This is a genomic window from Micromonospora sp. NPDC049275 (assembly GCF_043197115.1).
GTDB lineage: Bacteria > Actinomycetota > Actinomycetes > Mycobacteriales > Micromonosporaceae > Micromonospora.
The window spans coordinates 46,341-70,432 of sequence record NZ_JBICSN010000002.1 but is presented as its reverse complement, the minus strand read 5'-3'; the positions used below and the strand labels follow the sequence as shown (position 1 = coordinate 70,432).

21 protein-coding genes are annotated in these 24,092 nt (G+C 72.3%); 6 read left to right on the top strand and 15 right to left on the bottom strand.

Features of this window, described 5'->3' with window-relative positions; translation table 11 throughout:
* Positions 1-50: 50 nt before the first annotated feature.
* A complete protein-coding gene (locus tag ACGFIE_RS05750) occupies positions 51-1,250 on the top strand; it encodes a cellulose binding domain-containing protein (RefSeq protein WP_393291447.1) in 1,200 nt (399 codons plus the stop codon).
* A gap of 177 nt (positions 1,251-1,427) precedes the next feature.
* Here ACGFIE_RS05750 and ACGFIE_RS05745 read toward each other — a convergent pair whose 3' ends face one another.
* Positions 1,428-1,922: a TetR/AcrR family transcriptional regulator gene (locus ACGFIE_RS05745; protein ID WP_393291446.1), complete on the bottom strand. Its 495-nt coding sequence runs from the start codon at positions 1,920-1,922 to the stop codon at positions 1,428-1,430.
* An 82-nt stretch (positions 1,923-2,004) separates the two neighbouring features.
* Here ACGFIE_RS05745 and ACGFIE_RS05740 point away from each other — a divergent pair, with 82 nt between their 5' ends.
* On the top strand, positions 2,005-3,075 hold the full coding sequence (locus ACGFIE_RS05740) for an FAD-dependent monooxygenase (RefSeq protein ID WP_393291444.1): 1,071 nt from the start codon (positions 2,005-2,007) through the stop codon (positions 3,073-3,075).
* A 116-nt stretch (positions 3,076-3,191) separates the two neighbouring features.
* Here the strand turns inward: ACGFIE_RS05740 and ACGFIE_RS05735 are convergent, their stop codons facing one another.
* From ACGFIE_RS05735 to ACGFIE_RS05690, 10 genes are all read right to left on the bottom strand, one after another.
* Positions 3,192-3,659 (bottom strand): MaoC family dehydratase, encoded by a 468-nt coding sequence (locus ACGFIE_RS05735; RefSeq protein ID WP_393291442.1) that lies wholly within the window; start codon positions 3,657-3,659, stop codon positions 3,192-3,194.
* 16 nt (positions 3,660-3,675) lie between these two features.
* Positions 3,676-4,824, bottom strand: coding sequence for an acyl-CoA dehydrogenase family protein (locus tag ACGFIE_RS05730; protein ID WP_393291441.1), 1,149 nt, complete (start codon positions 4,822-4,824; stop codon positions 3,676-3,678).
* A 60-nt stretch (positions 4,825-4,884) separates the two neighbouring features.
* A complete protein-coding gene (locus ACGFIE_RS05725) occupies positions 4,885-7,653 on the bottom strand; it encodes an AAA family ATPase (protein WP_393291439.1) in 2,769 nt (922 codons plus the stop codon).
* A 70-nt stretch (positions 7,654-7,723) separates the two neighbouring features.
* Complete coding sequence (locus ACGFIE_RS05720) at positions 7,724-8,335, bottom strand: TetR/AcrR family transcriptional regulator (RefSeq protein WP_393291437.1); 612 nt, start codon at positions 8,333-8,335, stop codon at positions 7,724-7,726.
* A 269-nt stretch (positions 8,336-8,604) separates the two neighbouring features.
* Entirely contained in the window at positions 8,605-9,891 is a 1,287-nt protein-coding gene (locus ACGFIE_RS05715) for an ABC transporter substrate-binding protein (protein WP_393291435.1), read from the bottom strand.
* An 83-nt stretch (positions 9,892-9,974) separates the two neighbouring features.
* Positions 9,975-11,090 (bottom strand): branched-chain amino acid ABC transporter permease, encoded by a 1,116-nt coding sequence (locus ACGFIE_RS05710; protein WP_393291433.1) that lies wholly within the window; start codon positions 11,088-11,090, stop codon positions 9,975-9,977.
* Positions 11,087-11,965 carry a branched-chain amino acid ABC transporter permease gene (locus tag ACGFIE_RS05705; RefSeq protein ID WP_363682097.1) on the bottom strand — a complete coding sequence of 293 codons (879 nt, stop codon included), beginning with the start codon at positions 11,963-11,965 and terminating at the stop codon, positions 11,087-11,089. Before ACGFIE_RS05705 ends, ACGFIE_RS05710 begins: the two co-directional genes overlap by 4 nt.
* Before the next feature lie 28 nt (positions 11,966-11,993).
* Complete coding sequence (locus ACGFIE_RS05700) at positions 11,994-12,701, bottom strand: ABC transporter ATP-binding protein (RefSeq protein WP_393293171.1); 708 nt, start codon at positions 12,699-12,701, stop codon at positions 11,994-11,996.
* A gap of 68 nt (positions 12,702-12,769) precedes the next feature.
* A complete protein-coding gene (locus ACGFIE_RS05695) occupies positions 12,770-13,555 on the bottom strand; it encodes an ABC transporter ATP-binding protein (RefSeq protein ID WP_393291431.1) in 786 nt (261 codons plus the stop codon).
* Positions 13,556-13,685: 130 nt separating this feature from the next.
* On the bottom strand, positions 13,686-14,549 hold the full coding sequence (locus tag ACGFIE_RS05690) for an alpha/beta hydrolase family protein (RefSeq protein WP_393293169.1): 864 nt from the start codon (positions 14,547-14,549) through the stop codon (positions 13,686-13,688).
* A 215-nt stretch (positions 14,550-14,764) separates the two neighbouring features.
* Here ACGFIE_RS05690 and ACGFIE_RS05685 point away from each other — a divergent pair, with 215 nt between their 5' ends.
* Complete coding sequence (locus tag ACGFIE_RS05685) at positions 14,765-17,026, top strand: catalase (RefSeq protein ID WP_393291428.1); 2,262 nt, start codon at positions 14,765-14,767, stop codon at positions 17,024-17,026.
* A gap of 70 nt (positions 17,027-17,096) precedes the next feature.
* Here ACGFIE_RS05685 and ACGFIE_RS05680 read toward each other — a convergent pair whose 3' ends face one another.
* Complete coding sequence (locus tag ACGFIE_RS05680) at positions 17,097-17,966, bottom strand: LLM class F420-dependent oxidoreductase (protein WP_363682105.1); 870 nt, start codon at positions 17,964-17,966, stop codon at positions 17,097-17,099.
* A 164-nt stretch (positions 17,967-18,130) separates the two neighbouring features.
* Between ACGFIE_RS05680 and ACGFIE_RS05675 the strand changes: the two genes are divergently transcribed.
* The 3 genes from ACGFIE_RS05675 to ACGFIE_RS05665 are packed head-to-tail and all read left to right on the top strand — an operon-like array spanning position 18,131 to position 21,380.
* Entirely contained in the window at positions 18,131-19,210 is a 1,080-nt protein-coding gene (locus tag ACGFIE_RS05675; protein ID WP_393291426.1) for an acyltransferase family protein, read from the top strand.
* Positions 19,207-20,364, top strand: a complete 1,158-nt coding sequence (gene alr / locus ACGFIE_RS05670) for an alanine racemase (protein WP_393291424.1) — start codon at positions 19,207-19,209, stop codon at positions 20,362-20,364. The genes ACGFIE_RS05675 and alr overlap by 4 nt, the downstream gene beginning before the upstream one ends.
* A complete protein-coding gene (locus ACGFIE_RS05665) occupies positions 20,361-21,380 on the top strand; it encodes a D-alanine--D-alanine ligase family protein (RefSeq protein WP_393291422.1) in 1,020 nt (339 codons plus the stop codon). The genes alr and ACGFIE_RS05665 overlap by 4 nt, the downstream gene beginning before the upstream one ends.
* Before the next feature lie 16 nt (positions 21,381-21,396).
* On the opposite strand, the gene ACGFIE_RS05660 is transcribed toward ACGFIE_RS05665, so the two are convergent.
* From ACGFIE_RS05660 to ACGFIE_RS05650, 3 genes are read right to left on the bottom strand one after another with little or no spacing between them, the layout of a single operon-like run.
* On the bottom strand, positions 21,397-21,921 hold the full coding sequence (locus tag ACGFIE_RS05660; protein WP_393291420.1) for a hypothetical protein: 525 nt from the start codon (positions 21,919-21,921) through the stop codon (positions 21,397-21,399).
* Entirely contained in the window at positions 21,918-23,384 is a 1,467-nt protein-coding gene (locus tag ACGFIE_RS05655; RefSeq protein ID WP_393291418.1) for an ATP-binding protein, read from the bottom strand. The genes ACGFIE_RS05660 and ACGFIE_RS05655 overlap by 4 nt, the downstream gene beginning before the upstream one ends.
* Entirely contained in the window at positions 23,381-24,076 is a 696-nt protein-coding gene (locus ACGFIE_RS05650) for a response regulator (protein ID WP_393291416.1), read from the bottom strand. The genes ACGFIE_RS05655 and ACGFIE_RS05650 overlap by 4 nt, the downstream gene beginning before the upstream one ends.
* Positions 24,077-24,092 lie beyond the last annotated feature (16 nt).

The window sequence follows — 24,092 nt, the reverse complement described above, 5'->3', positions numbered from 1 at the left end:
CCTCGTCGGCGGGCCGCGGTCGTCGCGCCCCCACCACCTGAGGAAGCCCCATGAGCAGACCGATCCTCGGCAACCCCGTCCCCGCGCCGCCCGCCACCCCCACGACGACGCCGAGGCACCGCCGTGCCCGACTGTGGTGGGCGGCCCTGGCCGCCGTCGCGGCCATGACCGCCGCCGTCCCGGTGGCGACCGCGCCCGCGAGCGCCGAGTCCAACGGCGGGGTACGCGTCATGCCCCTCGGCGACTCGATCACCGACGGCTTCAACGTCGCCGGTGGCTACCGGATCGAACTCTGGCAGCGGTTCGCCTCCGGCGGCTACCGGATCGACTTCGTCGGTTCCGGGTTCAACGGCCCGGCCAGCCTCGGTGACCACGACCACGAGGGCCACTCCGGGTGGACCATCGCCCAGATCGACGCCAACGTCGTCAACTGGCTACGCGCCACCAACCCGCGCACCGTGCTGCTGCACATCGGCACCAACGACATGTACGGGGACACCTCCGGGGCTCCGGCTCGCCTGGCCACCCTTGTCGACCGCATCACGAACACCGCACCGAACGCGGACGTGTTCGTCGCGACGATCATTCCGAAGTCCGGCGCGGACACCCAGGTCCGCAACTACAACGCGGCGATCCCGGGGATCGTGCAGAGCAGGGCCGCCGCCGGCAAGCACGTCCACCTGGTCGACATGTACCGCGCGCTGACGCTCAGCGACCTGGCCGACGGCGTCCACCCCAACGCCACGGGTTATCGCAAGATGGCCGTCGCCTGGTACGACGCCCTGCGCACGGTGCCCGGCAGCATCGGCGGGGACACGCCACCCACCACGGCACCGCCGACCACCGCACCACCGACCACTCCCCCTCCCACCACTCCCCCGCCGACGACCCCGCCGCCCACCACCGGACCGCCGACCACGCCGCCGCCGGCCGGGGGATGCCGGGTCACGTACACGGTCAACGCCTGGAACAACGGGCTCACCGCGTCCATCTCGGTCGCCAACACGGGTAGCAGCGCGGTAAACGGTTGGGCCCTGGCGTTCACACTGCCGGGCGGCCAGACCATCACCGGCGGCTGGAACGCCGGCTACTCCCCGACCAGCGGGGCGGTGACCGCGCGCAACGTCTCCTACAACGGCACCATCGCCCCGAACACCTCTGTCGACATCGGCTTCCAGGCCACCCACACCGGCAACGCCGGTAAGCCGTCCGCGTTCACGCTCAACGGCGCCGCCTGCGGGCTCGCCTGACACACGCCTTGGACACCGAATACGGGGGCGGCAAGGCGTCTTCTCGCCGCCCCCGCAGGTACGGGTGGCTCAGGACGCGTAACGGTCGGACGCCGAGCGCCGCGCCGCTCGGTGTCCGGATCTAGCCGATGAGAGTGCGTTCGCCTATTCGGCGATGAATGCGTGAAATGGTGTGGTTCATTGAGGTCTAGCGTTGAGTGTGCGGAGCTCGGCGGCGACGTCGGCGCCAGAGGGGGCGTGCTCGGGGTCCACCAGCCACTGCAACATCAGGCCGGTCAGCAGCGCGAGCGGCACGGAGCCCCCGAGGCCTTGCCGCCCTTCACGTTGGCCTCTGGCCAGGTGTTCGCGGACCTCGGGAGATCGCTCGGCCTGGACAGCGGCTTCCAGCTGGGCCACCCATAGCGGCCGGTGGGTGGTGAAGGTGTCGATGAGAGCCTGCCACCACTGCTCCGGCGTGCCGGCCGGAACCTGGTTGGCCAGTTGCCCCGACAGGTCCTCCATCGCGTCGACCAGGGCCTGCGTGAGCAGCGCATCTTTAGACCCGAAGTGGTAGCCGATGGCAGCGTGGTTGACCCCCGCCGCTGCGGCGATGTCCCGGACTGTCGTGCGTGCCCAGCCGCGTTCGACCAGGCATTGCTTAGCGCCTCTGAGCAGGTCTTCTCGGTTTCCCATACCTCGAGCTTACCAAGATCTCATCCATCCGGATTATCCATTTGGATTGACCGTTTGGATAACAAGTCGATAGTGTCGCCCCATGACGAAGCCGAACGTTCTCATCTCCGGCGCAAGCGTCGCCGGACCCGCCCTCGCATACTTCCTGCACCAGAGCGGATACGACGTGACGGTGGTCGAGCGGGCACCGGCCCTACGCGACAGCGGATACGCCGTCGACTTCCGCGGTACAGCGCTCGACGTGCTCGAAGCGATGGGCATCCGCAACGAACTATGCCAACACGACACGAAGATGCGCGGCACGATCGTCGTCGACGAGGCCGGAAACGAGATCGCCCAGTTGCCGGTCGAGGCGTTCGGCGGTGAGCTGGAGGTGCCCAAGCGGGATCTGACCCGCATCCTGCACCGGATCACCGCTGACGACGCGCAATACCTCTTCGACGACTCCATCACCGCGCTGACCGAACACGCGGCGGGCATCACCGTCGAGTTCGAGCGCCACGCTGCCCGCGAGTTCGACCTCGTGTTCGGGGCGGATGGCGTGCACTCCAACGTCCGTAAGCTCGCCTTCGGCCCGAACGGCAATGCGCTGCGGCACCTCGGCATGTCCGGAGCCGGCTTCAGCACCTCCAACTACCTCGGCCTGGACGGCCAGGGCCTGCTCAAGCCCGGAAAGGCGGCGATCTACCTGTTCAGCGCCAGCCCCGCGGACCGGCTCACTGTCAGCCTCTCCTTCGCCACCGACTCACCGGCACTCGACTGGCGTACCCGCGCGGAACAGGAGCAGGCCTTACGAGCCGCGTTTGCCGGGCACGAATGGGAGGCACCACGGCTACTGAAGGCGATGAGCGAAGCTGACGACTTCTACTTTGCCTCCAGCTCCCAGGTCCACCTCGATCACTGGCACCGTGGCCGGGTCGCGCTGCTCGGCGACGCGGGCTACTGCGCCGCGCCGACAAGCGGCATGGGTACCTCGCAGGCACTGGTCGGAGCATGGGCACTCGCTCGCGAGCTGTCGGCTGCCGGCGGCCACCACGAGATCGCCTACACAGCCTATGAGCAGCAGCTGCGGCCCTACGTCGCCGAGAATCAAGCAGCGGGCCGACGAGCTGCGGCCGGCTTCGGCGGCGAAGCCCCGCGGCCGGCAACGTGAATCCCCACCCACGCCCCAGGCCCCGCTGACATGAACACGATTGCGGACAGCGTCGCCCTTGCCGCAGACGACGAACATGCTCATCTGCCGCTGATCGGGCGCGGTCGGACGGTCGCTCAGCGGCTCGCCGCGCGGTAGAGGCGGCTCACCGTCTCGGCGACGCAGACGGGCTTTCCGCCGCCGTCGGTCTCCACGGTCACCGCCGTCACCATCTGCACCCCGCCGCCGCTGACCGGTGACACCTCCGCGATGACGGCGGTGGCCCGCACGGCGGCGCCGACCCGCAGCGGCGCGGGGAAGCGCACGCGGTTCAGCCCGTAGTTGACCCCCATTCCGACTCCCTCGACGCGGTAGAGCTGCCCGGCCAGCGCCGGCAACAGCGACAGGGTCAGGTAGCCGTGCGCGATCGTGGCGCCGAACGGCCCGGCCGCCGCGCGGGCCGGGTCGACGTGGATCCACTGGTGGTCGTCGGTGGCGTCGGCGAAGAGGTTCACGCGGTCCTGCTCGATCCGCTGCCAGGGGCCGGGCCCGAGGGTCTCGCCGACCGCAGTGGTCAGCTCGTCGACGGAGGTGAAGACTCGCATCCGGGTGTCCTTAGAACTAGAAGGCGTTGACGCCTGTGAGCGCGCGTCCGATCAGGAGCTGTTGGATCTGGCTGGTGCCCTCGTAGAGGGTGGCGACCCGGGCGTCGCGCAGGTACTTGCCGACCGGGTACTCGTCGATGTAGCCGTACCCCCCGAAGACCTGGACCGCGTTGTTGGCCGCGCGGACCGCGGCCTCGCTGGCGAAGAGCTTCGCCATCGACGCCTCGGTGGCGAACGGCTGGTCGCGGTCGATCAGGTCGGCGACCTGCCAGACCAGCAGGCGGGCGGCCGCGGTGTCCACGGCGATGGCCGCGAGCAGTTGCTGGACGAGCTGGTGACCGGCGATCGGCTTGCCGAACTGGGTCCGCTGCCCGGCGTAGCCCACCGCCGCGTCGAGGCAGCCCTGCGCGATGCCGACGCAGCCGGCCGCCACCGACATCCGCCCCTTGGCGAGGGTGGCCAGGGCCAGCCGGAAGCCGGCGCCCTCGGTGCCGAGGCGGGCGGTGTCGGGCACTCGCACGTCGTCGAGACGCAGCTCACCGGTGGCCTGCCCGCGCAGGCCGAGCTTGCCGTGGATCTCGCGCCGGGTCAGGCCCGGACTGTCGGTGGGCACCAGGAACGCGGTGATGCCCCGGTGGCCGGAGCCGCCGGTGCGGGCGAAGATCAGGGCGACGTCGGCGGTCGTGCCGTTGGTGATGAACGTCTTCGTGCCGGTGAGCAGCCAGTCGTCGCCGTCGCGGACCGCGCGGGTGCGCAGCGCGGCGGCGTCCGAACCGCTGTCCGGCTCGGTCAGCCCGAAGCAGCCGAGCGCGGCGCCGGAGCAGAGCCGGGGCAGCCACTCGGCCCGCTGCGCGGCCGACCCGTGGGCGGCGATCGACTTGGCGACCAGGCCGAGCGAGACGGAGACGATGCCACGCACGGCCGAGTCGCCCCGGCCGAGCTCCTCCAGGACCAGGCAGTACGCGAGGTGGTCGCCGCCGGAGCCGCCGTCGGCCTCGGCGATGGTCAACCCGAGGAAGCCCAGGTCACCGAGTTTGCCGACGATGGCCGGATCGACCGACTCGCGCCGATCCCACTCGGCGGCGTGCGGCGTCAACTCCCGGTCGGCGAACTCGGCGGCGAGCTGGCGGACCGCTGCCTGCTCGGCGGTCAGGGTGAGCTCCATGACGCATAAACTAGCGGTGATAGTTTACGCCGTCCAGACCGGACGGCGGGCGAGCTGCCCTCACCGGTCGGAGGTCAGACCGGCGTGCGGCTCGACTGCGAAGGTACGGGCCAACTCGGTACGGGAGCGAATGCCCAGCCGGTGGAAGACGTTGCGCAGGTGGTGGTCGACCGTGCGGGTGGACAGGAACATCCGGGCGGCGATCTCCCGGTTGGTGGCGCCCTCGGCGACCAGTTGCGCGATCCGCAGTTGCTGGCCGGTCAGCAACCGCGCCGCCGGCAGGTCCGGCGGACCGACCGACTCCCCGGCAGCGCGCAGCTCGGCCGTGGCCTGCTCGGCCCAGCGATCCGCGCCGAGCAGCGTGAACGTCTCCCGAGCCTGGTGCAGGTGCCCCCGGGCGTCCCGTGGACGTCGGATGCGCCGCAGCTCCTGGCCGAAGAGCAGCTCGGTACGCGCCCGTTCGAAGGCGCCGTCCTCCGTCGGGTGCAGCCGCAGCGCGGTCCGGAACTCCCGCTCCGCCTCGACGCCGCCCCGGGGCGCGAGCAGCGCGTGACACCGGGCCGAGAGCGCGCGGCGCAGGGGGCTCGCGGTGCTGCTCGCCCACCTGTCGAAGGCCGCGAGCGCCGTCGTGGCCGCCGGCCGGTGCGGCAGGTGGGCCGCGGCCTCCACCAGGTACGGGGTGGCCATCACCTGGACGAGAACCTGGCCCCGGCCGGTGCCGAGCCGGGCCAGCGAGGCCAGTCGGGCCGCCGCCTCGGCGTGTCGACCGTCGACGAGGTCGAGCACGGCCAGCGCCCACCCGGCGAGCGCGTGTGGCCGGCTACCCGGTGTCGGCGTCGGGCCGATCTCCCGGATCCGCCGCAGGCTGGTTTCCCGGTCGGCCCGGACGGCTGCCAGCACGGCGAGCATGCCCAGGTGGACGTTGGCGCAGTTGAGCTGCCCGGTGGCGCGGGCGACCCGCAGCCCGTCGCAGGAGGTTTCCGCAGCCGCCTCGTGCCGCCCCAACCAGTACTCGGCGACCGCGCGCAGTTCCAACGCCCGGGACAGCATGGACAGTTCGCCCCGCTCCCGCGCCAACCCGACGGCGCGCTCGGCGAGCCGGTGCGCGGCACCGTCCACGGCGACCACCAGCCCGGCCGCCGCCGCGCAGGCGAGCGCGGTCGGGGTCAGCGCCGGCCCGGCCAACCGGCCGCCCAGCACGACGGCTCGGCGCAGCGCGGGCCCGGCCCGCTCGTGGTCACCCCGCAGCGTGGCGGCCACCCCGGTGACGAGGCAGCCCGTCAGCTCCACCGCCGGCGGGTCGTTCGGGCGCCGCAGGGTCGCGGCCCGACGCCCAACCTCCGCGTACCGGTACTGGTCGCCGGCGAAGCACACGGCCTCGCCGGCCCGTGCCAGCGCCTCCATGGCCAGGGCGCGGTCTGCCCCGGCCACCGTGCGCGCGGCGGACAGCAGCGTGGCCGCCGCGCCGGCGGCGTCGTCGCAGCGCAGTTGCAGCTCGCCGCGCAGCAGCCCGGCGTGCCCGCTGACGGTCGGGTCCACGCTGGTCGCGCGGAGGCGGTCGAGCAGGAGCCGGGTCTGGCCGGGTTGGCCGGCGGCCCAGGCGTAACGGGCGGCCGCGAGCAGGCGGGCCGCGGCGTCGCTCGGGCGGTCGCTGAGCGCGGCGGCCCGGCACAGCGCTGCCGACGCCACTGCCCAGCCGTTGCGCCCACCGACCGCGGCCTGCTCCAACTCGTCGGCGAGGACCGGATCGGCGCCCGTCGTCGCGGCGGCGAGGTGCATGGCCCGGCGCAGCCGCTGCCCGTCCGGGTCGAGGACCTCCGCGAGCAGCCGGTGTGCCGCCCGCCGCTGCGCGAGCGGCGCACCGGCCGCGACCATCGTGCGGGCCAGCGGCTGCGCGAAGGTGACACCCCCCGGCTCGACACGGACCAGGCCGGCGGCCTCGGCGGGGGCGAGCGCCTCGACGGCCAGGCCGGCGGCGTCGGCCGCGCGAATGAAGGTCGCCGGCTCGTCGGACTCGTCGAGCGCGGCGAGCAGCAGCATCCGGCGGGTGTCCGGCGGCAGCCGGTCGAGGCGGGTCCGGTAGGCGTGGGCGAGCGCGCCGTCGGCCGGCGGCGCGGCGGGCAGCGGCTCCTCCCCACGCCACTGTCCCGGGCTCAGCTCCTCGGCGAGGTCCACGAGGGCCTGCGGATTGCCGCCGCCGATCCCGGCGAGCGTGGCCGCGACCGGCGCGGCGGGTCGCTCGGGCAGCCGGTCGGTGAGGACGGCGACGCTGTCCCGTTCGCTCAACGGCGCAAGCCGGTACGCCGCGATGCCGTCGACGGTGGCGGTGGCGTCCGCGGTGAGCAGGACGGCGGCCGGCAGGCGCCGAAGCCGGCGGGCGACGATCGCCAGCACCTGCGCGGTCTGCGGGTCACCCCGGTCGACGTCGTCCATGGTGGCGAGCAGCGGTCGTTCCCGGGCGGCCGCGGCGAGCAGGCCGAGGACCGCCACCGACAGGGCCAGCCGACGCTCGGGCGGGCAGCCCTCCCCGTCCAGCACGCGGCGCAGCAGGTGCCGTCGGGGCTCGGGCAGGGTGGTGACCCGGTCGAGCACCGGTTCGAGCAGGCGTTGCAGGCCGGCGTACGGCAGCGTCGCCTCCTGGGGCAGCCCGGCTCCGCTGAGGACTGTGCAGTCCTTCGCGTACCGGTGGGCGTAGGTGAGCAACGCCGACCGGCCCGACCCCGGCTCCCCGTGCAGCAGCAGCGCTCCGCCGCCGTCGCGCACGCCGTCGAGCAGACTCCGGATGGCCCGGCACTGGTCGTCCCGGCCGCGCAACACGGTTATTTGCACTGAGTATGCAGTAACCATGTGCCCCAGTGTTACCCATCGGTCACCAGATGGAAAGGGGGGCGAGCCGGGATCAGTCGGTCGTGACCTCGGCCAACAGCGCGCCCACCGTCCGGGACATCACCGCGCGGGCCTGGTCCACGCCCAGCCCGAGGCCGTAGCGCAGCATCGACCAGGCCGGCCACATGCTCGCCGCCACCAGCGCGTTGAGCAGTTGCTCGCGCCCCCGCCCGGCGTGTGTCAGCTCGGCGGCGAAGAGCTGCTCGACCTCGTCGCGGACCCGGTCGATGTGCTTGAGGCGGTTGCGGTGCAGTTGGTCGGAGACCGGCTCGCGCATCTGCGCGGCCCGCGCCGACGGCGTGATGAGCTGGAGCAGCCGGGCCCGCTGCCGACAGTACGCGTCGACCCGTTTGGCCAGCGGTAACGCGGGCGAGATCGGCCGGTACGCGGCATCCTGCTGACGCAGCACCTCGGCGCCGCTCGCCTCGAAGAGCGTCTCCATGTCCTTGAAGTTGGTCCAGAGCGTACGCAGCGAGATGCCGGCCCGTTCGGCGATGCGTTCCCCGGTCGGCCGCAGGTCACCCTCGGCGATGAGCGCCAGGTGCGCCTCGACGATGGCTGCCCGGGTCCGCTCGGCCCGGGCCGTCCGCCCGTCGACCCGCCCCGGGGCCTCGACCCTGTTCATCCGCCCCCGCCCCTTCACCGCCACGACGTCGCCCGACTCCCGGCCGAGTCTAGACAGGCGATGATCAGGCAGCTCCGGGCCCGCACGAACGATGTCATCCGGACCGGCCAGCCGCGAGGTGACCTGAAATTGCATTCACGATGCAGATAGTAGGAGGGTCGATCGGCGTCGGTCAACGTTCCGCGTCGACCGTGCCGCGCCACCAGCCGGGCACGGTCGTACGACCCGAAGGCGGTCACCCCGGGTCGTACGACCGGATGGCAGGCGCGTCAGGAGACTGTCGGCACCCCGTTCGCCGGCGGCGCGACAGGCGCGGCCGTGTACTCGGCGACCGGCCCGTCCCCCTCGTCGGTCTCGTACGTCGGCCCGAAGTAGCTCTGCACTCCCCCGCTCACCCGACTCAACCGCTGCCCGCCGTAGCCGGAGTGGTCGTCGGCGGAGAACCGCAGCGGCGCGAGCCCAGGGCCCTGGAAGCCACCCTTCTCGACGGCGTCGAGCACCTTCTCGCGGGTGACGTCCTTGCCGGCGGCGAGGAGCACCTGCACGAAGAGGTAGCCGACCGACATGCCGTAGACGGTGTTGCCGTCGAACGGCGCGTCACCGTTGTGCGTCTTGTTGATCTTCGTGAAGAGCTGGATCCACGGGTTCGCCGTGTCGTTCTGCATCGGCAGATAGTTGGTGCCGACCATGCCCTCCAGCAGCGGGGCGGCGGCGCCGAGCTGCTTGGCCAGGGTCGGGTGGTCGGCGCCGACGTTGGAGACCAGCCACTGCGGCTTGAAGCTCAGCCGCGCGGCGGTGCCGACGGAGAGCGCGGTGAAGCCGGGCACTGTCGCCAGCATGACGACCTGGCAGCCGGCCGCCTTGAACGCGCCGATCTGCGGCGCCACGTTGGTGTTGCTGGTGACGTACGTCTGCTTGACCGCCACGGCCCCGGCGCCGAGCACCTTCTCCACGCCGGCCAGGCTGTCGCGGCCGAAGTCGTCGTCCTGCCCGAGGAAGCAGACCTTCTTGCCGGCCAGGTTCGCCTTCGCGTAGTTGGCCAGGATCTTGCCCTCGATCGTGTAGTCCGGGTTGAAGCCGAACGTGCCGGGATACTTGTCGGGCTGGTCCCAGCTGCGGCTGCCGGACGCGACGAAGAGGTCCGGCACCCGGTTGGTCTTGAGGAAGTCGAGCACCCCGGTGTGCGTCGGCGTGCCCAGGCCGTTGAGCACGGCGAAGACCTTGTCCTGCAAAACGAGTTGGCGTACCACCTGCTGGGTGTTCGCCGGGTTGTAGCCGTCGTCCATGACCTTGTAGGTGATCTTCCGGCCGTGCACGCCACCATTGGCGTTGACGTAGTCGAAGTACGCCTTCGTCGCCGGGGCGATCTTGGAGTAGCCGGCCGAGGCCGGCCCGGTGAGCGGCATGTGGGTGCCGACGACGATCTCGGTGTCGGTGACCCCCGGCACCGACCCCCCGCCGGAGGTGGGGCCGTCGTCGCCGCCACAGCCTGCGGCGGTGACGAGCAGGGCGATGGTGCTGGCGATCGCGAGACCGCGTCGCGCCGTACGGTGCATCGGAAACACCGACCTTTCTCGGTCCGGTTCAGTGGTGATGGTGTGGTGGTGAGGCGCCCGGCCGAGGCCGGGCCGGGGACAGCTCAGGAACGCCGCGCCGGCCAGCGGGCCAGCAGGGCCCGGCCGAGACGGGACAACAGACCCTGCACACCGCCGGGCGCGGCGATCATCACGACGATCAGCGTGACGCCGAAGATCGCCAGCGGGAGGTTGCCCTCCAGCCGCTGCGCCACCGCCGGCGAGAGGGTGAGCAGCTCGGTCACGGAATGGGTGAGGTCGGGCAGGGCGACGAGCAGCACCGCCCCCCACAACGCGCCGGCGAGGCGACCGAGGCCGCCGATCACCACCGCCATCAGCAGGAAGAGCGACAGGGTCAACGAGAACGCCCCGGGCGAGACGCTCTGCGCGAGCATCGCGAGCAGGCCACCGCCGAGCCCGGCCGTGGCGGCGCTGACCACGAAGGCGAGGACCTGGGTGCGCGCCACGTGGATGCCCGCGAGCCGGGCCGCCACCTCGTCGTCACGCACCGCCCGGAACGTCCGCCCGTACCGGCTGCGGATCAGGTTCGCCACCAGCAGCAGGGCCAGCAGGGTGGCAGCGCCCGAGAGCCAGAGCTGCCACCGCTCGTACGGGAAGTACGCGCCGAGAGCCAGCGGCGGCGGCTCCACAGGCACCGACAGCCCCTGCTCGCCGTTGAAGACGCCGTCGAAGGTGACGGCCAACGCCGGCACCACGACGGCCACGGCAAGGGTCACCCCGGCGAGGTAGGGCCCGCGCAGCCGGGCCGCCGCCACACCTACCACCGCGCCCACCGCGACCGTGCCAAGCACCGCCGCGACAAGCGACAGCGCCAACAGCCAGCCACCGGTCAACCCCCGGTCGAGGAACGCGTTCTGGCACAGGGCCACTGTGTACGCTCCGGTCGCCATCAACGCCCCGTGCCCCAGCGACAGCTGACCGTTGAGCCCGGTGAGGACCGTCAGCCCGGCGGTGGCGCAGAGATACGCCGCGACCGTGGCGAGCTGGAAATTGCGGAACGGCTCCACGGCGTAGCTGACGGCCACCAGCACCAGGCCCGCGGCGAGCAGCACGGCGAGGTGCCGCAGCAGGGTGGAGCCGCGACGTCCCCGGTCGACCGGGCGCTCGCCCGTCTCGCCCTCCCGCTGCCTCGGCGGCAGGGCCGCCCGGGTGGCACTCACACCCGCCTCGCCGCGACCGGGGCGAACAACCCGCCGGGCCGGACCAGCAGCACCGCAAGCAGCAGCACGAGCACCGCCAGCGGGGTGAGGTCACTGCCGGCGTACCCGCTGACGTAGGAGAGCAGCAGGCCCACCACCAGTCCGCCGACCACCGCCCCCGGTGGGCTGTCCAGCCCACCGACCACAGCCGCCGTGAACGCCGAGACGAACACCAGGTCCATGGCGTGCGGGTGCAGACCCAACTCGGTCGGGATGACGAGCATCGCGGCGAGCGCGCCCACGCCGGAGGCGAGTGCCCAACCGAGCGTCAACATCCCACCGACGTTGACCCCGAGCAGGCGGGAGACCTCCGGCGCGAAGGCCGCCGCGCGCATCCGCAACCCCACCGCGGTACGCGCGAACATCCAGGCCAACGCGCTGACCACCACCCCGATCGTGGCGAAGACGAACAGGTCGTACGGCGACAGCACGGCGACCCCGCCGACGGTGAGGGCGGACCGGCTGAACGGGACGTCGGCGGGACGGAACTCGTTGCCGTACACCATGCCCAGCACGGCCTGGAGCACCAGCACCAGCCCGAGCGCGACGATGACCGGGTTGAGCGGCGACGCGTGGTCGACGTGCCGCATCACCACCCGGTCCACAAGCGCGCCGAGCAGCAGACCGGCGACGATCGCGACCACGAAGCCGAGCCAGTACGAGCCGGTCGCGGCGGACACCGAGTACGCGACGTACGCGGCGGCGACGGCCATCGCCCCCTGGGCGAAGTTGACGACACGCGCCGCCCGCCAGATGAGCACCAGCGCCAGCGCGAACGCGGCGTACACCGCGCCCCGCGACAGACCGTCGACGGTGAGGAAGACGAAGCGGTCCAACAGTCCTCCCTCCAGGGGACGAGGTGGGTCAGAAACCGAGGTACGCGTGGCGCAGGTCGTCGTCGTCGCGCAGCGTCGCCGCCGGAGCCGCGACCACCACCCGGCCCAGGGACATCACGACACCCTGGTCGGCCACGGCGAGCGCGCTGCGCACGTTCTGCTCGACAAGCAGCACGGTCAGGCCGGTACGGTCGCGCAGCTGGCGCAGCAGGGCCATGGTCCGGGCGACCACCCGGGGCGCGAGGCCCAACGACGGCTCGTCGAGCAGCAGCAGGCGCGGCCGGCCGACAAGCGCCCGCCCGAGCGCGAGCATCTGCCGCTCACCACCGGAGAGCTGGTGGCCGAGGTGCCGGCGACGCCGGGCGAGCGGCTCGAACAGCTCGTAGACCTCGCCGAGAGCACGGCCGGCGTCCGCCCGGTCGCGCCGCCACAACCCGCCGAGCCGCAGGTTCTCGTCGACTGTCAACTCGCTGATCACGCCCCGCCCCTCCGGCACGTGTGCCATGCCACGCCGGACGAGCTGCTCCACGGGCGTACCCCGCAGGTCCTCCCCCGCGAGGAGCACCTGGCCGGCGGCCGGACGGATCATGCCGGAGAGCGCGCGCAGCAGCGTCGTCTTTCCGGCGCCGTTGGCGCCGACGACGGCGGCGATCGTGCCGGCCGGCACGGTGAGGTCGACGGCCCGCAACACAGGCGTGGCCCCGTAACCGGCCACCAGCCCCCGAACCACGAGCAGATCCGCTCCTGCTGAGCCTTCTTTCGTTCGCGACTGCGGGGCTCGCAAACCCGGCTCACTCCTCGCGCTCACGGGGAGCCCTCCTCGACGAGGGCACCCAGGTAGGCGTCCGTGACCGCCGTGTCGTCGCGGATCTCGTCCGGCGTGCCGGACGCGATCACCCGGCCGAAGTCGAGCACCACCAGCTCGTCGCAGACGGCCATCACCAGGTCCATGTGGTGCTCGACGAGCAGCACCGCGCACGGGTCGGTGTCGCGCCGGGGAAGCTGCCGGACCAGCTCCGCCAGCTCGGCGATGTCGTCGGCCCCGAGGCCGCCGGCGGGTTCGTCGAGCAGCAGCAGCCGGGGCCGCGCGGCGAGCGCGCGGGCCAGGGCTACCCGCTGGCGTACGGCGAAGGGCAGCGTGCCCGGCGCGGCGTCGGCGTGCCCGGCGATCCCCAGGTCGTCGAGGACGTCGAGGGCGTGCTGGCGCAGGCGTCGCTCGTCGCGGTCGCTGCGGGGCAGCCCGAACAGCGCCGACGCGAAGCCCGCGCGGGCCGTGTGCGACGCACCCGTCATCACGTTCTCCAGGACGCTGAGGCCGGCGAAGAGCCCGGTCCCCTGCAGGGTCCGGGCGATGCCGAGTCGGGTCAGCCGGTGCGGCCGTGGTCGCAGCGGCCGGCCGTCGAGGGTGAGCGACCCCGTCTGCGGCGACACGAAGCCGCAGATCACGTTGAACAACGTGGTCTTGCCGGCGCCGTTGGGCCCGATCACGCCCACCACCCGGTCGGGTGGCACCCGCAGCGAGACGTCGTCGAGGGCGGTGAGGCCGCCGAAACGGACGCCGATGCCGTGCAGTTCGAGCCCGCGTTCCATCACCCATCCCTCTGCCGTGGCGGGTGTTATTTACACTCGCAGTGTACGTTTCTCGGATTTGGCGTCAAGACCTTCAATGGGCTGACACGAACGGGGCGGCCGCCAACGGCGACCGCCCCGACCCGCGTACTCAGTAGCTGGGGCAGGTGTTGCGGTACTCCTCGATCGCCGAGCCGCTCGGGCCAGGGCAGAGGAACTGCTCGTAGCGGGTGTCGTCGTCGACGAACCGCTTCAACCAGGCCACCATCTGCCGCGCCGTCGGCGTGTTGACCGTCTGCGGGAAGAAGTGGCTCGCGCCGTTCAACTCCAGGTACGCCTTCTCGGCCGAGGCCGGGATGCTCGTGTAGAACGGCACCGAGTGCGACGCGACAGGCGCGACAGTGTCGCTCTCGCCGCCGATGATCAGCGTGGGCACCCGCAGCTCGGACCAGCTCTTGTCCAGGTTCCACGGCGCCAGCGGCACGGCGGCCTGCAGCGACGGGCGGGCCGACGCGGCCTCCAGGGTGCCGCCGCCACCCATCGAGTGGCCGGCGACCGCGAGGCGGCTGCTGTCGATCCGGCTGCGCACCGAGCTGCGCTCGGTGAGGTAGTCGAGCGCGGCGAGCAACTGCCGGCCACGGCTGTCCGGCTGGTCGAACCGGGTGTTGGTCTCGATCCCGATCACCACGAAGCCGTGTGAGGCGATCCGCGGCCCGAGCCAGCTGATGCTGGACCACGCGGCCGTGTAGCCGGGCGAGATGGCGATGGCGCCGAACGTGCCCTCGCTGGTGCTTGTCGGGTAGTAGATGACCCCGCCGCCGAAGCCGGTGACGCTCAGCGAGGACACGCTCTGCGAGGCGGTGGCGAAGGGGCCGCGGCTGGCCTCCAGGATCGCGGTGGTCGGGGCGGGGCCCCGCTCGTACGGACTGGCCGCCTGCGCGGGGGCGGGTCCGGCGAGGACACCGGCGGCGAGGAGGGTGGCGGCCAGCGCGAGCCGGACGGCCCGAGCGGGCATGGAACGGGGGCGGGTGGTGGTTGGTGACGACACGTCGGGCACTCCCTAGAGTCGAGCGATATCGACGTTCGTCAGTCTTCGCCGCCCCGGTCACCCCGCGCATCGGTGAAATCACCAGTCCCGCCCGCAGATCGGATCTTCCGCGCGTTTCGGCCCTCCGACCAGGGGTAGGGGTGCAGGGGCCTGCCCAAACGCTCCATGGAGAGGTTCGCCAAGTGGATTCCAGCAAGCCCGCCGAGGCGGTCAAGAACGTCGTGAAGACCGCCACCGAAAAGATCACTGACGCTCTGACGCCCGAGGTGCCCGGTGCCCCGGGCAGCGCAACCCCGCCCGTCGAGGAGCCGACCTCGCCCCACGACCCCCTGCCCCCGAAGCCGGAACAGGGCGCGCCGCAGACCCGTACGCCCACCGGCGCCGAGACCGGCGTGCCGGCTACCGCGAAGGGCCAGCAGGGCGCGTACCTGACCACGGCGAACGGGGCGCGGCTGCGCGACACCGACCACTCGCTCAAGGCCGGGCCCCGGGGGCCGGTCCTGCTCCAGGACCACCACCTGCGCGAGAAGATCACGCACTTCGACCACGAGCGCATTCCGGAGCGTGTGGTGCACGCCCGGGGCGCGGGGGCGCACGGCGTGTTCACGGCCTACGGCACCGCCGAGGCGGTCACCAGGGCCGGCTTCCTGAAGAAGGGCCGGGAGACCGACGTCTTCGTCCGGTTCTCCACAGTGCTCGGGTCGCGCGGCTCGGCCGACACGGTGCGCGACACCCGCGGCTTCGCGACCAAGTTCTACACCGACGAGGGCACCTTCGACCTGGTCGGCAACAACATGCCTGTCTTCTTCATCCAGGACGCCATCAAGTTCCCCGACATCATCCACGCCGCGAAGCCGCACCCCGACCGGGAGATCCCGCAGGCGCAGAGCGCCCACGACACCTTCTGGGACTTCGTCTCGCTGCACACCGAGGCGCAGCACCACGCCATGTGGAACATGTCCGACCGGGGCATCCCGCGCTCGTACCGGACGATGGAGGGCTTCGGTGTGCACACCTTCCGCCTCGTCAACGAGGCCGGGGAGACGGTGCTGGCCAAGTTCCACTGGAAGCCGAAGCTCGGTGTGCACTCCCTGACCTGGGAGGAGGCGCAGATGCTCGGCGGCATGGACCCGGACTTCCACCGCCGGGACCTCTACGACGCCATCGAGGCCGGCGCGTTCCCCGAGTGGGAACTCGGCATCCAGGTCTTCCCCGACACCCCCGAGGAGACCTTCGCCGGGATCGACCTGCTGGACGCCACGAAGATCGTTCCGGAGGAGCTGGCGGAGGTGCAGCCAATCGGCCGGCTGGTCCTCAACCGGACGCCGACGAACTTCTTCGCCGAGACCGAGCAGGTCGCCTTCCACCTCGGGCACCTCCCGCCGGGCATCGACGTCACGAACGACCCGCTGTTGCAGGGCCGGCTCTTCTCGTACGTCGACACGCAGCTCACCCGCCTCGGCGGGCCGAACTTCGCGCAGATCCCGATCAACCGCCCACACGCGGCGGTCAACGACATGCTCCGCGACGGCTTCCACCAGCACGCCGTGCACGCCGGGGTCGCGCCGTACCGGCCGAACTCGCTCGACGGCGGCAACCCCTTCCCGGCCGGCGACGCCGAGCACGCGTTCCTCGACGTGCCGGTGACCGTGGCGCAGGCGCCCAAGGTCCGCGCCAACCCGGCGTCGTTCGACGACCACTACAGCCAGGTACGCCTGTTCTGGTTGAGCATGTCGCCGGTCGAGAAGGAACACATCATCCGGGCGTACACCTTCGAGCTGGGCAAGTGCTACCACCAGGCGATCAAGGAGCGCCAGCTGCAGTGCCTCGCCAACATCGACCCGGTGCTGTGCGAGCAGGTCGCCACGGGCCTGGGGCTGCCCGCGCCGCAGCCGACGGTGCCGCTGGCCGACGTCGCACCGAGCCCGGCTCTGTCGCAGGTCGGCAGGGCGTGGCCCGCCGACGGCCGCATGGTCGGGATCGTCGTGGACCCCGACGGTGACCTGGACGGCGTCGGCGAGGTGCGCCGGGCCGTGTTCGAGGCCGGCATGGTGCCGCTGCTGATCGCCCCGCATGGCGGCATGGTGGACGGCATGCCCGTCCAGCGGACCTTCGCCACCGGCCGGTCGGTCGAGCTGGACGCGCTCCTGCTGGCCGGAGCGCCGGTGCCCGCACCGGACGCGCTGCCCGCCCGCGACGCCAAGGCCGGGCGGCCGGACGCGGCGACAGTCGATCCCCGCGTGCTGCTGCTGGTCGAGGAGTGCTGGCGGCATGCCAAGGCGATCGGCGCCTGGGGCGCCGGCGTCACAGTGCTGGAGCAGGCCGGGGTGGCGGGCACCCCAGGCATCGTGGCCGCCGGCTCGGGTGCCGAGGCGCTGACCGAGGTGCAGCAGTTGATGGCCGCGCACCGGGTGTGGGAGAGGTTCCCCGCCTCGGTCGGCTGACCCGGGTAGTCACCGACGAGGGGCTGTCCTCCGCTCGGCGGAGGGCAGCCCCTCGTGGCGTTGGGCGGGATCAGCCGATGTCGGCCAGTCGGGGCAGCACCTCGTCGCCGAGCCGCTGGGCGAACTCCACCGGGTGCCGGTCCGGTGTGACCTGGACCTCGGTGACCCCCAGCGCCGCGTACGCCGACACCTCGGCGAGGAACTCGTCGAGGTCCTCCAGCGGCGGCTTGGAGGCCAGCACGGTTTTCTCGATGCTGTCGTAGTCGCGGCCCTCGGCGGCGCAGTGCCCGCGCAGCACGTCCAGCTTGTGCGCTATCCCCTCGGCGCCCGTGCCGAACAGGTTGCAGGCGTCGGCGTACCGGGCGACCAGCAGCAGCGTCTTCTTCTCGCCACTGCCGCCGATCATGATCGGCGGGTGCGGACGGCGCAGCGGCTGCGGCGAGTTGATCGTCTCCGTGAGCTGGTAGTGCCGCCCGTCGAACGGCCCGTTGTCGTCGCTCCACATCTGCCGGCAGATCCGCAGCGTCTCCTCCAGCCGCTCGAACCGCTCGGCCACCGGCACCACTGGCACGCCGAGGCCGCGTTGCTCCCGCTCGTACCAGGACGCTCCGATGCCCAGCCGGGCCCGGCCGCCGGAGAGCACGTCGAGGGTCGTCACGGTCTTGGCGAGCAACCCCGGATACCGGTACATCACTCCGGTGACCAGCACACCCAACGTCATCCGCTGGGTCTTCGCCGCGACGTAACCAAGCGTCGTGTACGCCTCCAGCATCGGCTCCTCGGCCGGGGCCAGCGCCTCCATCTGGAAGAAGTGGTCCATGACCGTGAACGACGCCACACCTGCCTGCTCGGCGGTGGTAGCCGCCTCGGCGAGCGTCGGTGCGATGGCGGCCGGGTCGGCCGGGGTCGAGAAGTTCCAGTAGTGCAGCCCGAGCTTCATGTCGGCACCTCCACGACCGAGCCTAGAGGTTTCCCCGCCGCGCGACTGTGCACTGCTTCGCCAACCTCTCGCGGTCCGGGACCCGGCGGCCCCGCCGACATCCATTACCGGTTCATGACAATTCGTGGATCACGTACGGATATCCGGCTGACACCTTCGACCGAGTGATCCCGCAGCCAACAACCACCGACCTCCGCCACCCGACGCGTCCACCCCGCGCGCAGTGGGCGGACGCCGCGAAGGGCGTCTGCATCATCCTCGTCGTCGGATGGCACGTCGTCGTCAAGGACTACCTGCGCATCGACTGGCACGTCGGCGCACCCGTGCCGGGCCTGTGGGGCACGCTCGGCGAGCAGTTCCTGCCGCTGCGGATGCCGCTCTTCTTCACCATCTCCGGCATTTTCGCGGCGAACGCCGTCCAGCGGCCCTGGCGGACCGTCGCCCGCAGCCGCGTCGCCGGGTTCCTCTACCTGTACGCCGTGTGGCTGCTGATCCACAGCGCGATCCTGGCCCTGGCGCCGGACTTCCCGACCGACCGTGCCGCATCCGCCCTCGGTCTGCTGGAACAGCTCACCGTCACACCCTCCAACCTCTGGTACCTGTACGCCCTGGCGCTCTACTTCACGCTCGCCAAGGCGGCCCGCCGACTGCCCCGGGTGCTTGTCGTCGTACCCGCGGCGGTGTTGTCCGCGATCGCGGCCGCCGGCCTGCTGGCCACGCCCGGCAACCGCGCGGGCCTCTACCAGAACCTGGTCTTCTTCCTCGCCGGCCTGTACCTTCGGCCGTGGATCGAACGGTGGGCGGCCACCGCCAGCCGGCGTCGACTGGTGCTGACGGCCGGGGCGTACGCCCTCGCGCTCGTCGCGATGGCGGCGGCCGGCGCCCAGCGGTGGTTCGGCGTGTGGCCGGTGGTGTCGGTCGTGGCGGTGGCGTTCGGCATCACCGCCGCCGCCCACCTGACGCGGTCATCCACCCTCAGCGACCGACTGACCACGCTCGGGCGCACCACCCTGCCTGTCTACGTCATCCACATGCCGGTCCTGGCCCTGCTGGACCGGTTGCTGATCAACCCGGTCTCCGGGTTGGATTCGGTCGCCCAGAGCCTGGTCGTGCTCGGCTACCCGGTCCTGCTGACCGCGCTCGTCATCGGCCTGAGCCTGGCCATCCATCGCGGGCTGCTGGCGGTGCACGCCCGCTGGCTGTTCGCGCTCCCCGGCGCGCGTCGTCCGGCGGTGGGCGCATGAGCGGGCTGGCCGAGGCGGTGGTCGACCTCGGGGCGATCGCCGACAACGTGCGGACTGTCGCGTCGGTCACCGACACCGCGCTGATGGCAGTGGTGAAGGCGGACGGGTTCGGCCACGGGGCGGTCCCGGTCGCCCGGGCGGCGCTGCGCGCCGGCGCCACCTGGCTGGGGGTGACCTCGGCGGCCGAGGCGCTGGCCCTGCGCGGGGCGGGCATCACCGCACCCACGTTGAGCTGGCTGCACCGACCGGACGACGACTTCGGTACGTTGATCAACGCCGGCGTCGACGTGGGCGTGTCGACGACCACCCACCTGCACGCCGTGGCCGACGCGGCCCGACGCCTCGGCGTGCCCGCGACGGTGCAGCTCAAGGCCGACACCGGCCTGACCCGCAACGGCGCCGGTCCCGACGAGTGGCCCGAGCTGGTCAGCTGGGCCCGGAAGTACGAGGTGGAGGGCGGGGTCCGGGTGCGTGGTGTGTGGTCGCACCTGGCCGACGCGGACGTGCCGGGCAGCCCTGGGCTGGCCCGTCAGGTGCGGACGTTCTCCGAGGCGCTGCGTTTCGCCCGGGCCGCCGGCCTCGACCCCGACCTCGTGCACCTGGCCAACTCGGCGGCGGCGCTGTCGGCGCCCGGGACCCGCTTCGACCTCTGCCGGATCGGGCTGGCCCTCTACGGCGTGGACCCGTTCGGCGCGACAGGTCCGGGCGAGTTCGGGCTGCGGGCAGCCCTGACGCTACGGACGACAGTCGTCAACGTGAAGCGGGTGCCCGCCGGCACGGGCGTCTCCTACGGGCCGGAGTACGTCACGGGTGCGGCGACGACGCTGGCGCTGCTGCCGCTCGGTTACGCCGACGGGCTGCCCCGCGCCACCGAGGGCCGCGCGCAGGTGTGGCTCGGCGGCCGACGCTGCCCGGTCGTCGGGCGCATCGCCATGGACCAGTGCGTGGTCGACGCCGGTGACGTGCCGGTGGCCATCGGCGACCCGGTTGTCGTGCTCGGCCCCGGCGACCACGACAGCACAGCGCCGACCGCCGGCCCGCCGACCGTCGCCGAGTGGGCGCGCTGGGCCGGCACCAACCCACACGAAATCTTGACCGGCATCGGGGCCCGGGTGGGCCGCGACCATCTCCAGGAAAGGGCGGACGTCGCATGACAACGCGACTGGCAGTGCTGTACGGCGGACAGAGCGGCGAGCACGAGGTGTCGCGGCGCTCGGGGGAGAGCATCCTGGCCGGGCTGGACCGCGAGCGGTACCAGGTCACCGAGGTGCTCATCGACACCGACGGCGGGTGGCACGTCGGCGGCCGCCCCACTCCCCTGCCCCAGGCGTTGCGGGTGCTGCGCGCCCAGGACGTGGTGTTCCCGGCCCTGCACGGCCCGTACGGCGAGGACGGCACCGTCGCGTCCCTGCTGGAGTGGCTCGGCGTGCCGTACGTCGGCAACGGCGTCTTCGCCAGCGCGGCGGGCATGGACAAGGGCGTCACCAAGCGGCTCCTCGCCGCGGACGGTCTGCGGGTCAGCCCCGGTGTGACCCTCCGGTCCGGGGAGCACCTGTCGACCGCCGAGCAGCGGCGACTGGACCTGCCAGTCTTCGTCAAGCCGGCGCGGGCCGGGTCCAGCCTGGGCGTGGTCCGGGTGACGGACTGGGCGGCCCTGCCGGCCGCGCTCGACCAGGCTCGGGAGGTCGATCCGAAGGTGCTCGTGGAGCAGGGGGCACGCGGTCGGGAGATCGACGTCGCCGTCCTGCAGTACCCCGACGGCCGGGTGCAGGCCGGGCCGCCCCTGGAGATCCGGGTCAGCGGCGCGGGCTTCTTCGACTACGACGCGAAGTACGACGGCGGGGCCGTCTTCGAGATCCCCGCCCCGCTCGACCCGGCCACCACCGAGGTGCTCCAGGATCGGGCGATCCGCGCCTTCCACGCCCTCGACTGTCGGGGCCTGCTGCGTGTCGACTTCTTCCTTCCCGGCGAGGGGGCGGAACCCATCGTGAACGAGGTGAACACGTTCCCGGGTTTCACCGCCGCGTCGCAGTTCCCGCAGATCTGGCAGCGGGCCGGCATCGCGTTTCCGGCCCTGCTCGACATCCTGATCTCCGGCGCGCTCGCCGACCGTGGCCCTGTCGCCTCGCCCGGGCTGCCCCGGCCGGCTCGGGCTGTCGATCTGGTGTGAGCGGCGCTCGCCCCGGTCACTCGAGCGGGCAGGGCCAGGGTGGCCGGGTGCCGTCCGGGCCGACGAGGGTGACCGGGGTCGTGCCGTCCTCCGCCAGGGCGAACGCCACGGTGCAGATGATCTGGTTGGCCGCGACTGTCGACAGCGACAGCACCGCGCCCGACATCGTCACAGTGATGCCGGGCTCGTCGGCGCTCGGCGTCACGCTGACCGGTGCGGAGTCCGGCGGCACCTCAGTGCTGAACCCCGCCGTCTGCTCGCTCGGCGTGGGCCCGGACGCGAGCTGCGCGAGGGCCTCGGTCGGCGACGAGGGGCCGGGGCCGGACTTCGTCGCGCGCAGGATCAGCGCCAGTTCACCGTGCGAAATCAGGTAGAGGCCCGTACCCGCCGGCGGGCCGCTCACCGCGGACCGGCCGGTGATGACGTCCGTGGGCCGGACTCCGCAGCCCGCAGTGAGCACTGTGAGCAGGAGCCCGCCCGCGAGCAGCGTCCGCGTCACGCGCCGGCGCAGCACCGTACGCCTGCGGCCAGGGCGGATCACCGTACGCCTCCGACGTCCACGGTCTCCGCCGCCGCCCGGGGCAGGCGCAGCGTGAACACCGCGCCGCAGTCGGGGGTGTTGCCCGCCACCAGACTTCCCGACTGCCCGGCGTACCGGTGCAGGCGCGCGTTCTCCCAGGCGATGGCGAGGCCGAGGCCGCTGCCCTCCGAGCGGGTCCGCGCGGTGTCGGCCTTGTAGAAGCGGTCGAAGACGTGCGGCAGCACCTCCGGATCCAACCCGGGCCCCTGGTCGGCGACCTCGATCGTGATCCAGTCCGGTTCGGCGCGCAGGCGTACGGACACCGGCTCGGTGCCGTGCCGGAAGGCGTTGCCGACCAGGTTGGCGACGATGACGTCCAGCCGGCGGGGATCGAGCCGGGCGATGACACCGGACGGCAGGTCCGTGTGCACCCGATCGGCCCATCGCCGCAGCCGCAGGGTCGCGTTGACCGCCGCGGCGACGTCGACGTCGTCGAGGGCGAGCCGGGCGGTGCCGGAGTCGAACCTGCTGACCTCGATGAGGTCGTTGACCAGCTGGGTGAGGTTCTGTGTCTCCTGACTGACGAGCCGGGCGGCCTGCCCGGCGTCCCCCGGCAGCCGGTCCGCCTCCTCGTCCAGCACGTCGGTGACCGCCGTCATCGCGGCCAGGGGCGTCCGGAGTTCGTGCGACACGTCGGCCACGAAGCGCCGCGCGTCGGCCTCCATCCGCCGCAGCTCACCGACCTGACGCTCCAGGGTTCCGGCGGTGTCGTTGAAGGTGCGGGCGACGTCGGCCAGTTCGTCGACGCCCCGGACGGTCAGCCGGGTGCTCAGGTCACCCTCGCCGAGCTTGCGTGCCGCCCGGCCCAGCTCCCGTACCGGCCGCAGCACGCCCTGCGCGGCCAGCAGGGCCAGCAGGACGGCGAGGACGAGGGAGAGACCGCCGGTCACCCACGCCAACGTGGCGAGCCGGTCGATGCTCTGCTGCTCGGAGGAGAGGCTGCGCAGCGAGTAGACCTCCACGCCCGAGGGCACGGACGTCCCGTCGGACCTGTCGAACCTGAGCTGCGTGCCGATGAGCAGCACGGGCTTGCCGTAGCGCTCGACGCGCTGCCAGGCGATGTGACCGTCCGCCACCTCCTGCCGCAGCTCCGGGGTGAGCATGTCGACCTCGTCGGCGCCCTGCGACCACAGCTCCCCGTAGCGGACCATGGCGTCCCCCTCCCGGTCGGACAGGCTCTGGGACAGCGCGTCGAGTTCCTCCTGGGTCGGCGGCAGGCTGGCGAACGGGTACACCTTCGCCAGTTGGTCGGTAAGCGACGCCACCGTCGCGTCCTGCGCCTGCTGGAGGATGACGGTCCGGGCCTGGAAGTAGCTTCCGCTGGCCACCACCGCCGCGGTCGTCACGCTCAGCAGGGCGAAGGCCAGAAGCAGGCGTACGCGCAGACCCAGCGCCATGGCGCGGGCCCAGTGCCAGGGGTTCACAGCGGCCCGAACCGGTATCCGAAGCCGCGTACCGTCTGGATGTAGACAGGCGCCGACGGCTCGTCCTCGATCTTGGCGCGCAGCCGCTGGACGCAGGCGTCCACCAGCCGCGAGTCGCCGAGGTACCCGTGCTCCCACACGGCCTCCAGCAGTTGCTGGCGGCTGAGCACCTGGCCCGGCGTGTGCGCGAGTTCGAGCAGCAGCCGCAGCTCCGTCGGGGCGAGGCTGACCGGAGACCCGTCCTTGCTGACCACAAGCGCGGCCCGGTCGATGGTCAGCGCGCCGTGCTGGTGCAGCCCGGGCCGCTCCGGGCCGGGACGCCGCGCGTCGCCGCCGGTGCGGCGCAGCACCGCCCGGATGCGCGCCTCGAGCACCCGGGCCTGCACCGGCTTGACCACGTAGTCGTCGGCGCCCGCCTCCAGGCCGGCCACCACATCCATGTCGTCGTTGCGGGCGGTGAGCATGATGATGGGCAGGTCGCCCTGCTGCCGGATCCGGCGGCACACCTCGAACCCGTCCATGCCGGGCAGCATGAGATCGAGGACCACCACGTCGGACGCCGTCGTCTGCAGCCGTTCCAGCCCCTGTTCGCCGGTCTCCACGGCCACCACCGTGTGGCCCTGACGGGTGAGCGCCAGCTGCAGTCCGTCGCGGACCGTCTGGTGATCTTCGATCAGCAGGACCTGTGGCATGCCGTCAAGTATCCCA

Excerpts from the sequence above, each read along its gene's own strand:
- ACGFIE_RS05695 (WP_393291431.1), bottom strand. The coding sequence starts at position 13,555 with ATGGAACGCGGGCTCGAACTGCACGGCATCGGCGTCCGTTTCGGCGGC.
- ACGFIE_RS05720 (WP_393291437.1), bottom strand. The coding sequence starts at position 8,335 with ATGAACAGGGTCGAGGCCCCGGGGCGGGTCGACGGGCGGACGGCCCGG.
- ACGFIE_RS05740 (WP_393291444.1), top strand. The coding sequence starts at position 2,005 with ATGACGAAGCCGAACGTTCTCATCTCCGGCGCAAGCGTCGCCGGACCC.
- ACGFIE_RS05690 (WP_393293169.1), bottom strand. The coding sequence starts at position 14,549 with ATGCCCGCTCGGGCCGTCCGGCTCGCGCTGGCCGCCACCCTCCTCGCC.
- ACGFIE_RS05680 (WP_363682105.1), bottom strand. The coding sequence starts at position 17,966 with ATGAAGCTCGGGCTGCACTACTGGAACTTCTCGACCCCGGCCGACCCG.
- ACGFIE_RS05650 (WP_393291416.1), bottom strand. The coding sequence starts at position 24,076 with ATGCCACAGGTCCTGCTGATCGAAGATCACCAGACGGTCCGCGACGGA.
- ACGFIE_RS05750 (WP_393291447.1), top strand. The coding sequence starts at position 51 with ATGAGCAGACCGATCCTCGGCAACCCCGTCCCCGCGCCGCCCGCCACC.
- ACGFIE_RS05745 (WP_393291446.1), bottom strand. The coding sequence starts at position 1,922 with ATGGGAAACCGAGAAGACCTGCTCAGAGGCGCTAAGCAATGCCTGGTC.
- ACGFIE_RS05730 (WP_393291441.1), bottom strand. The coding sequence starts at position 4,824 with ATGGAGCTCACCCTGACCGCCGAGCAGGCAGCGGTCCGCCAGCTCGCC.
- ACGFIE_RS05665 (WP_393291422.1), top strand. The coding sequence starts at position 20,361 with ATGACAACGCGACTGGCAGTGCTGTACGGCGGACAGAGCGGCGAGCAC.
- ACGFIE_RS05715 (WP_393291435.1), bottom strand. The coding sequence starts at position 9,891 with ATGCACCGTACGGCGCGACGCGGTCTCGCGATCGCCAGCACCATCGCC.
- alr (WP_393291424.1), top strand. The coding sequence starts at position 19,207 with ATGAGCGGGCTGGCCGAGGCGGTGGTCGACCTCGGGGCGATCGCCGAC.
- ACGFIE_RS05735 (WP_393291442.1), bottom strand. The coding sequence starts at position 3,659 with ATGCGAGTCTTCACCTCCGTCGACGAGCTGACCACTGCGGTCGGCGAG.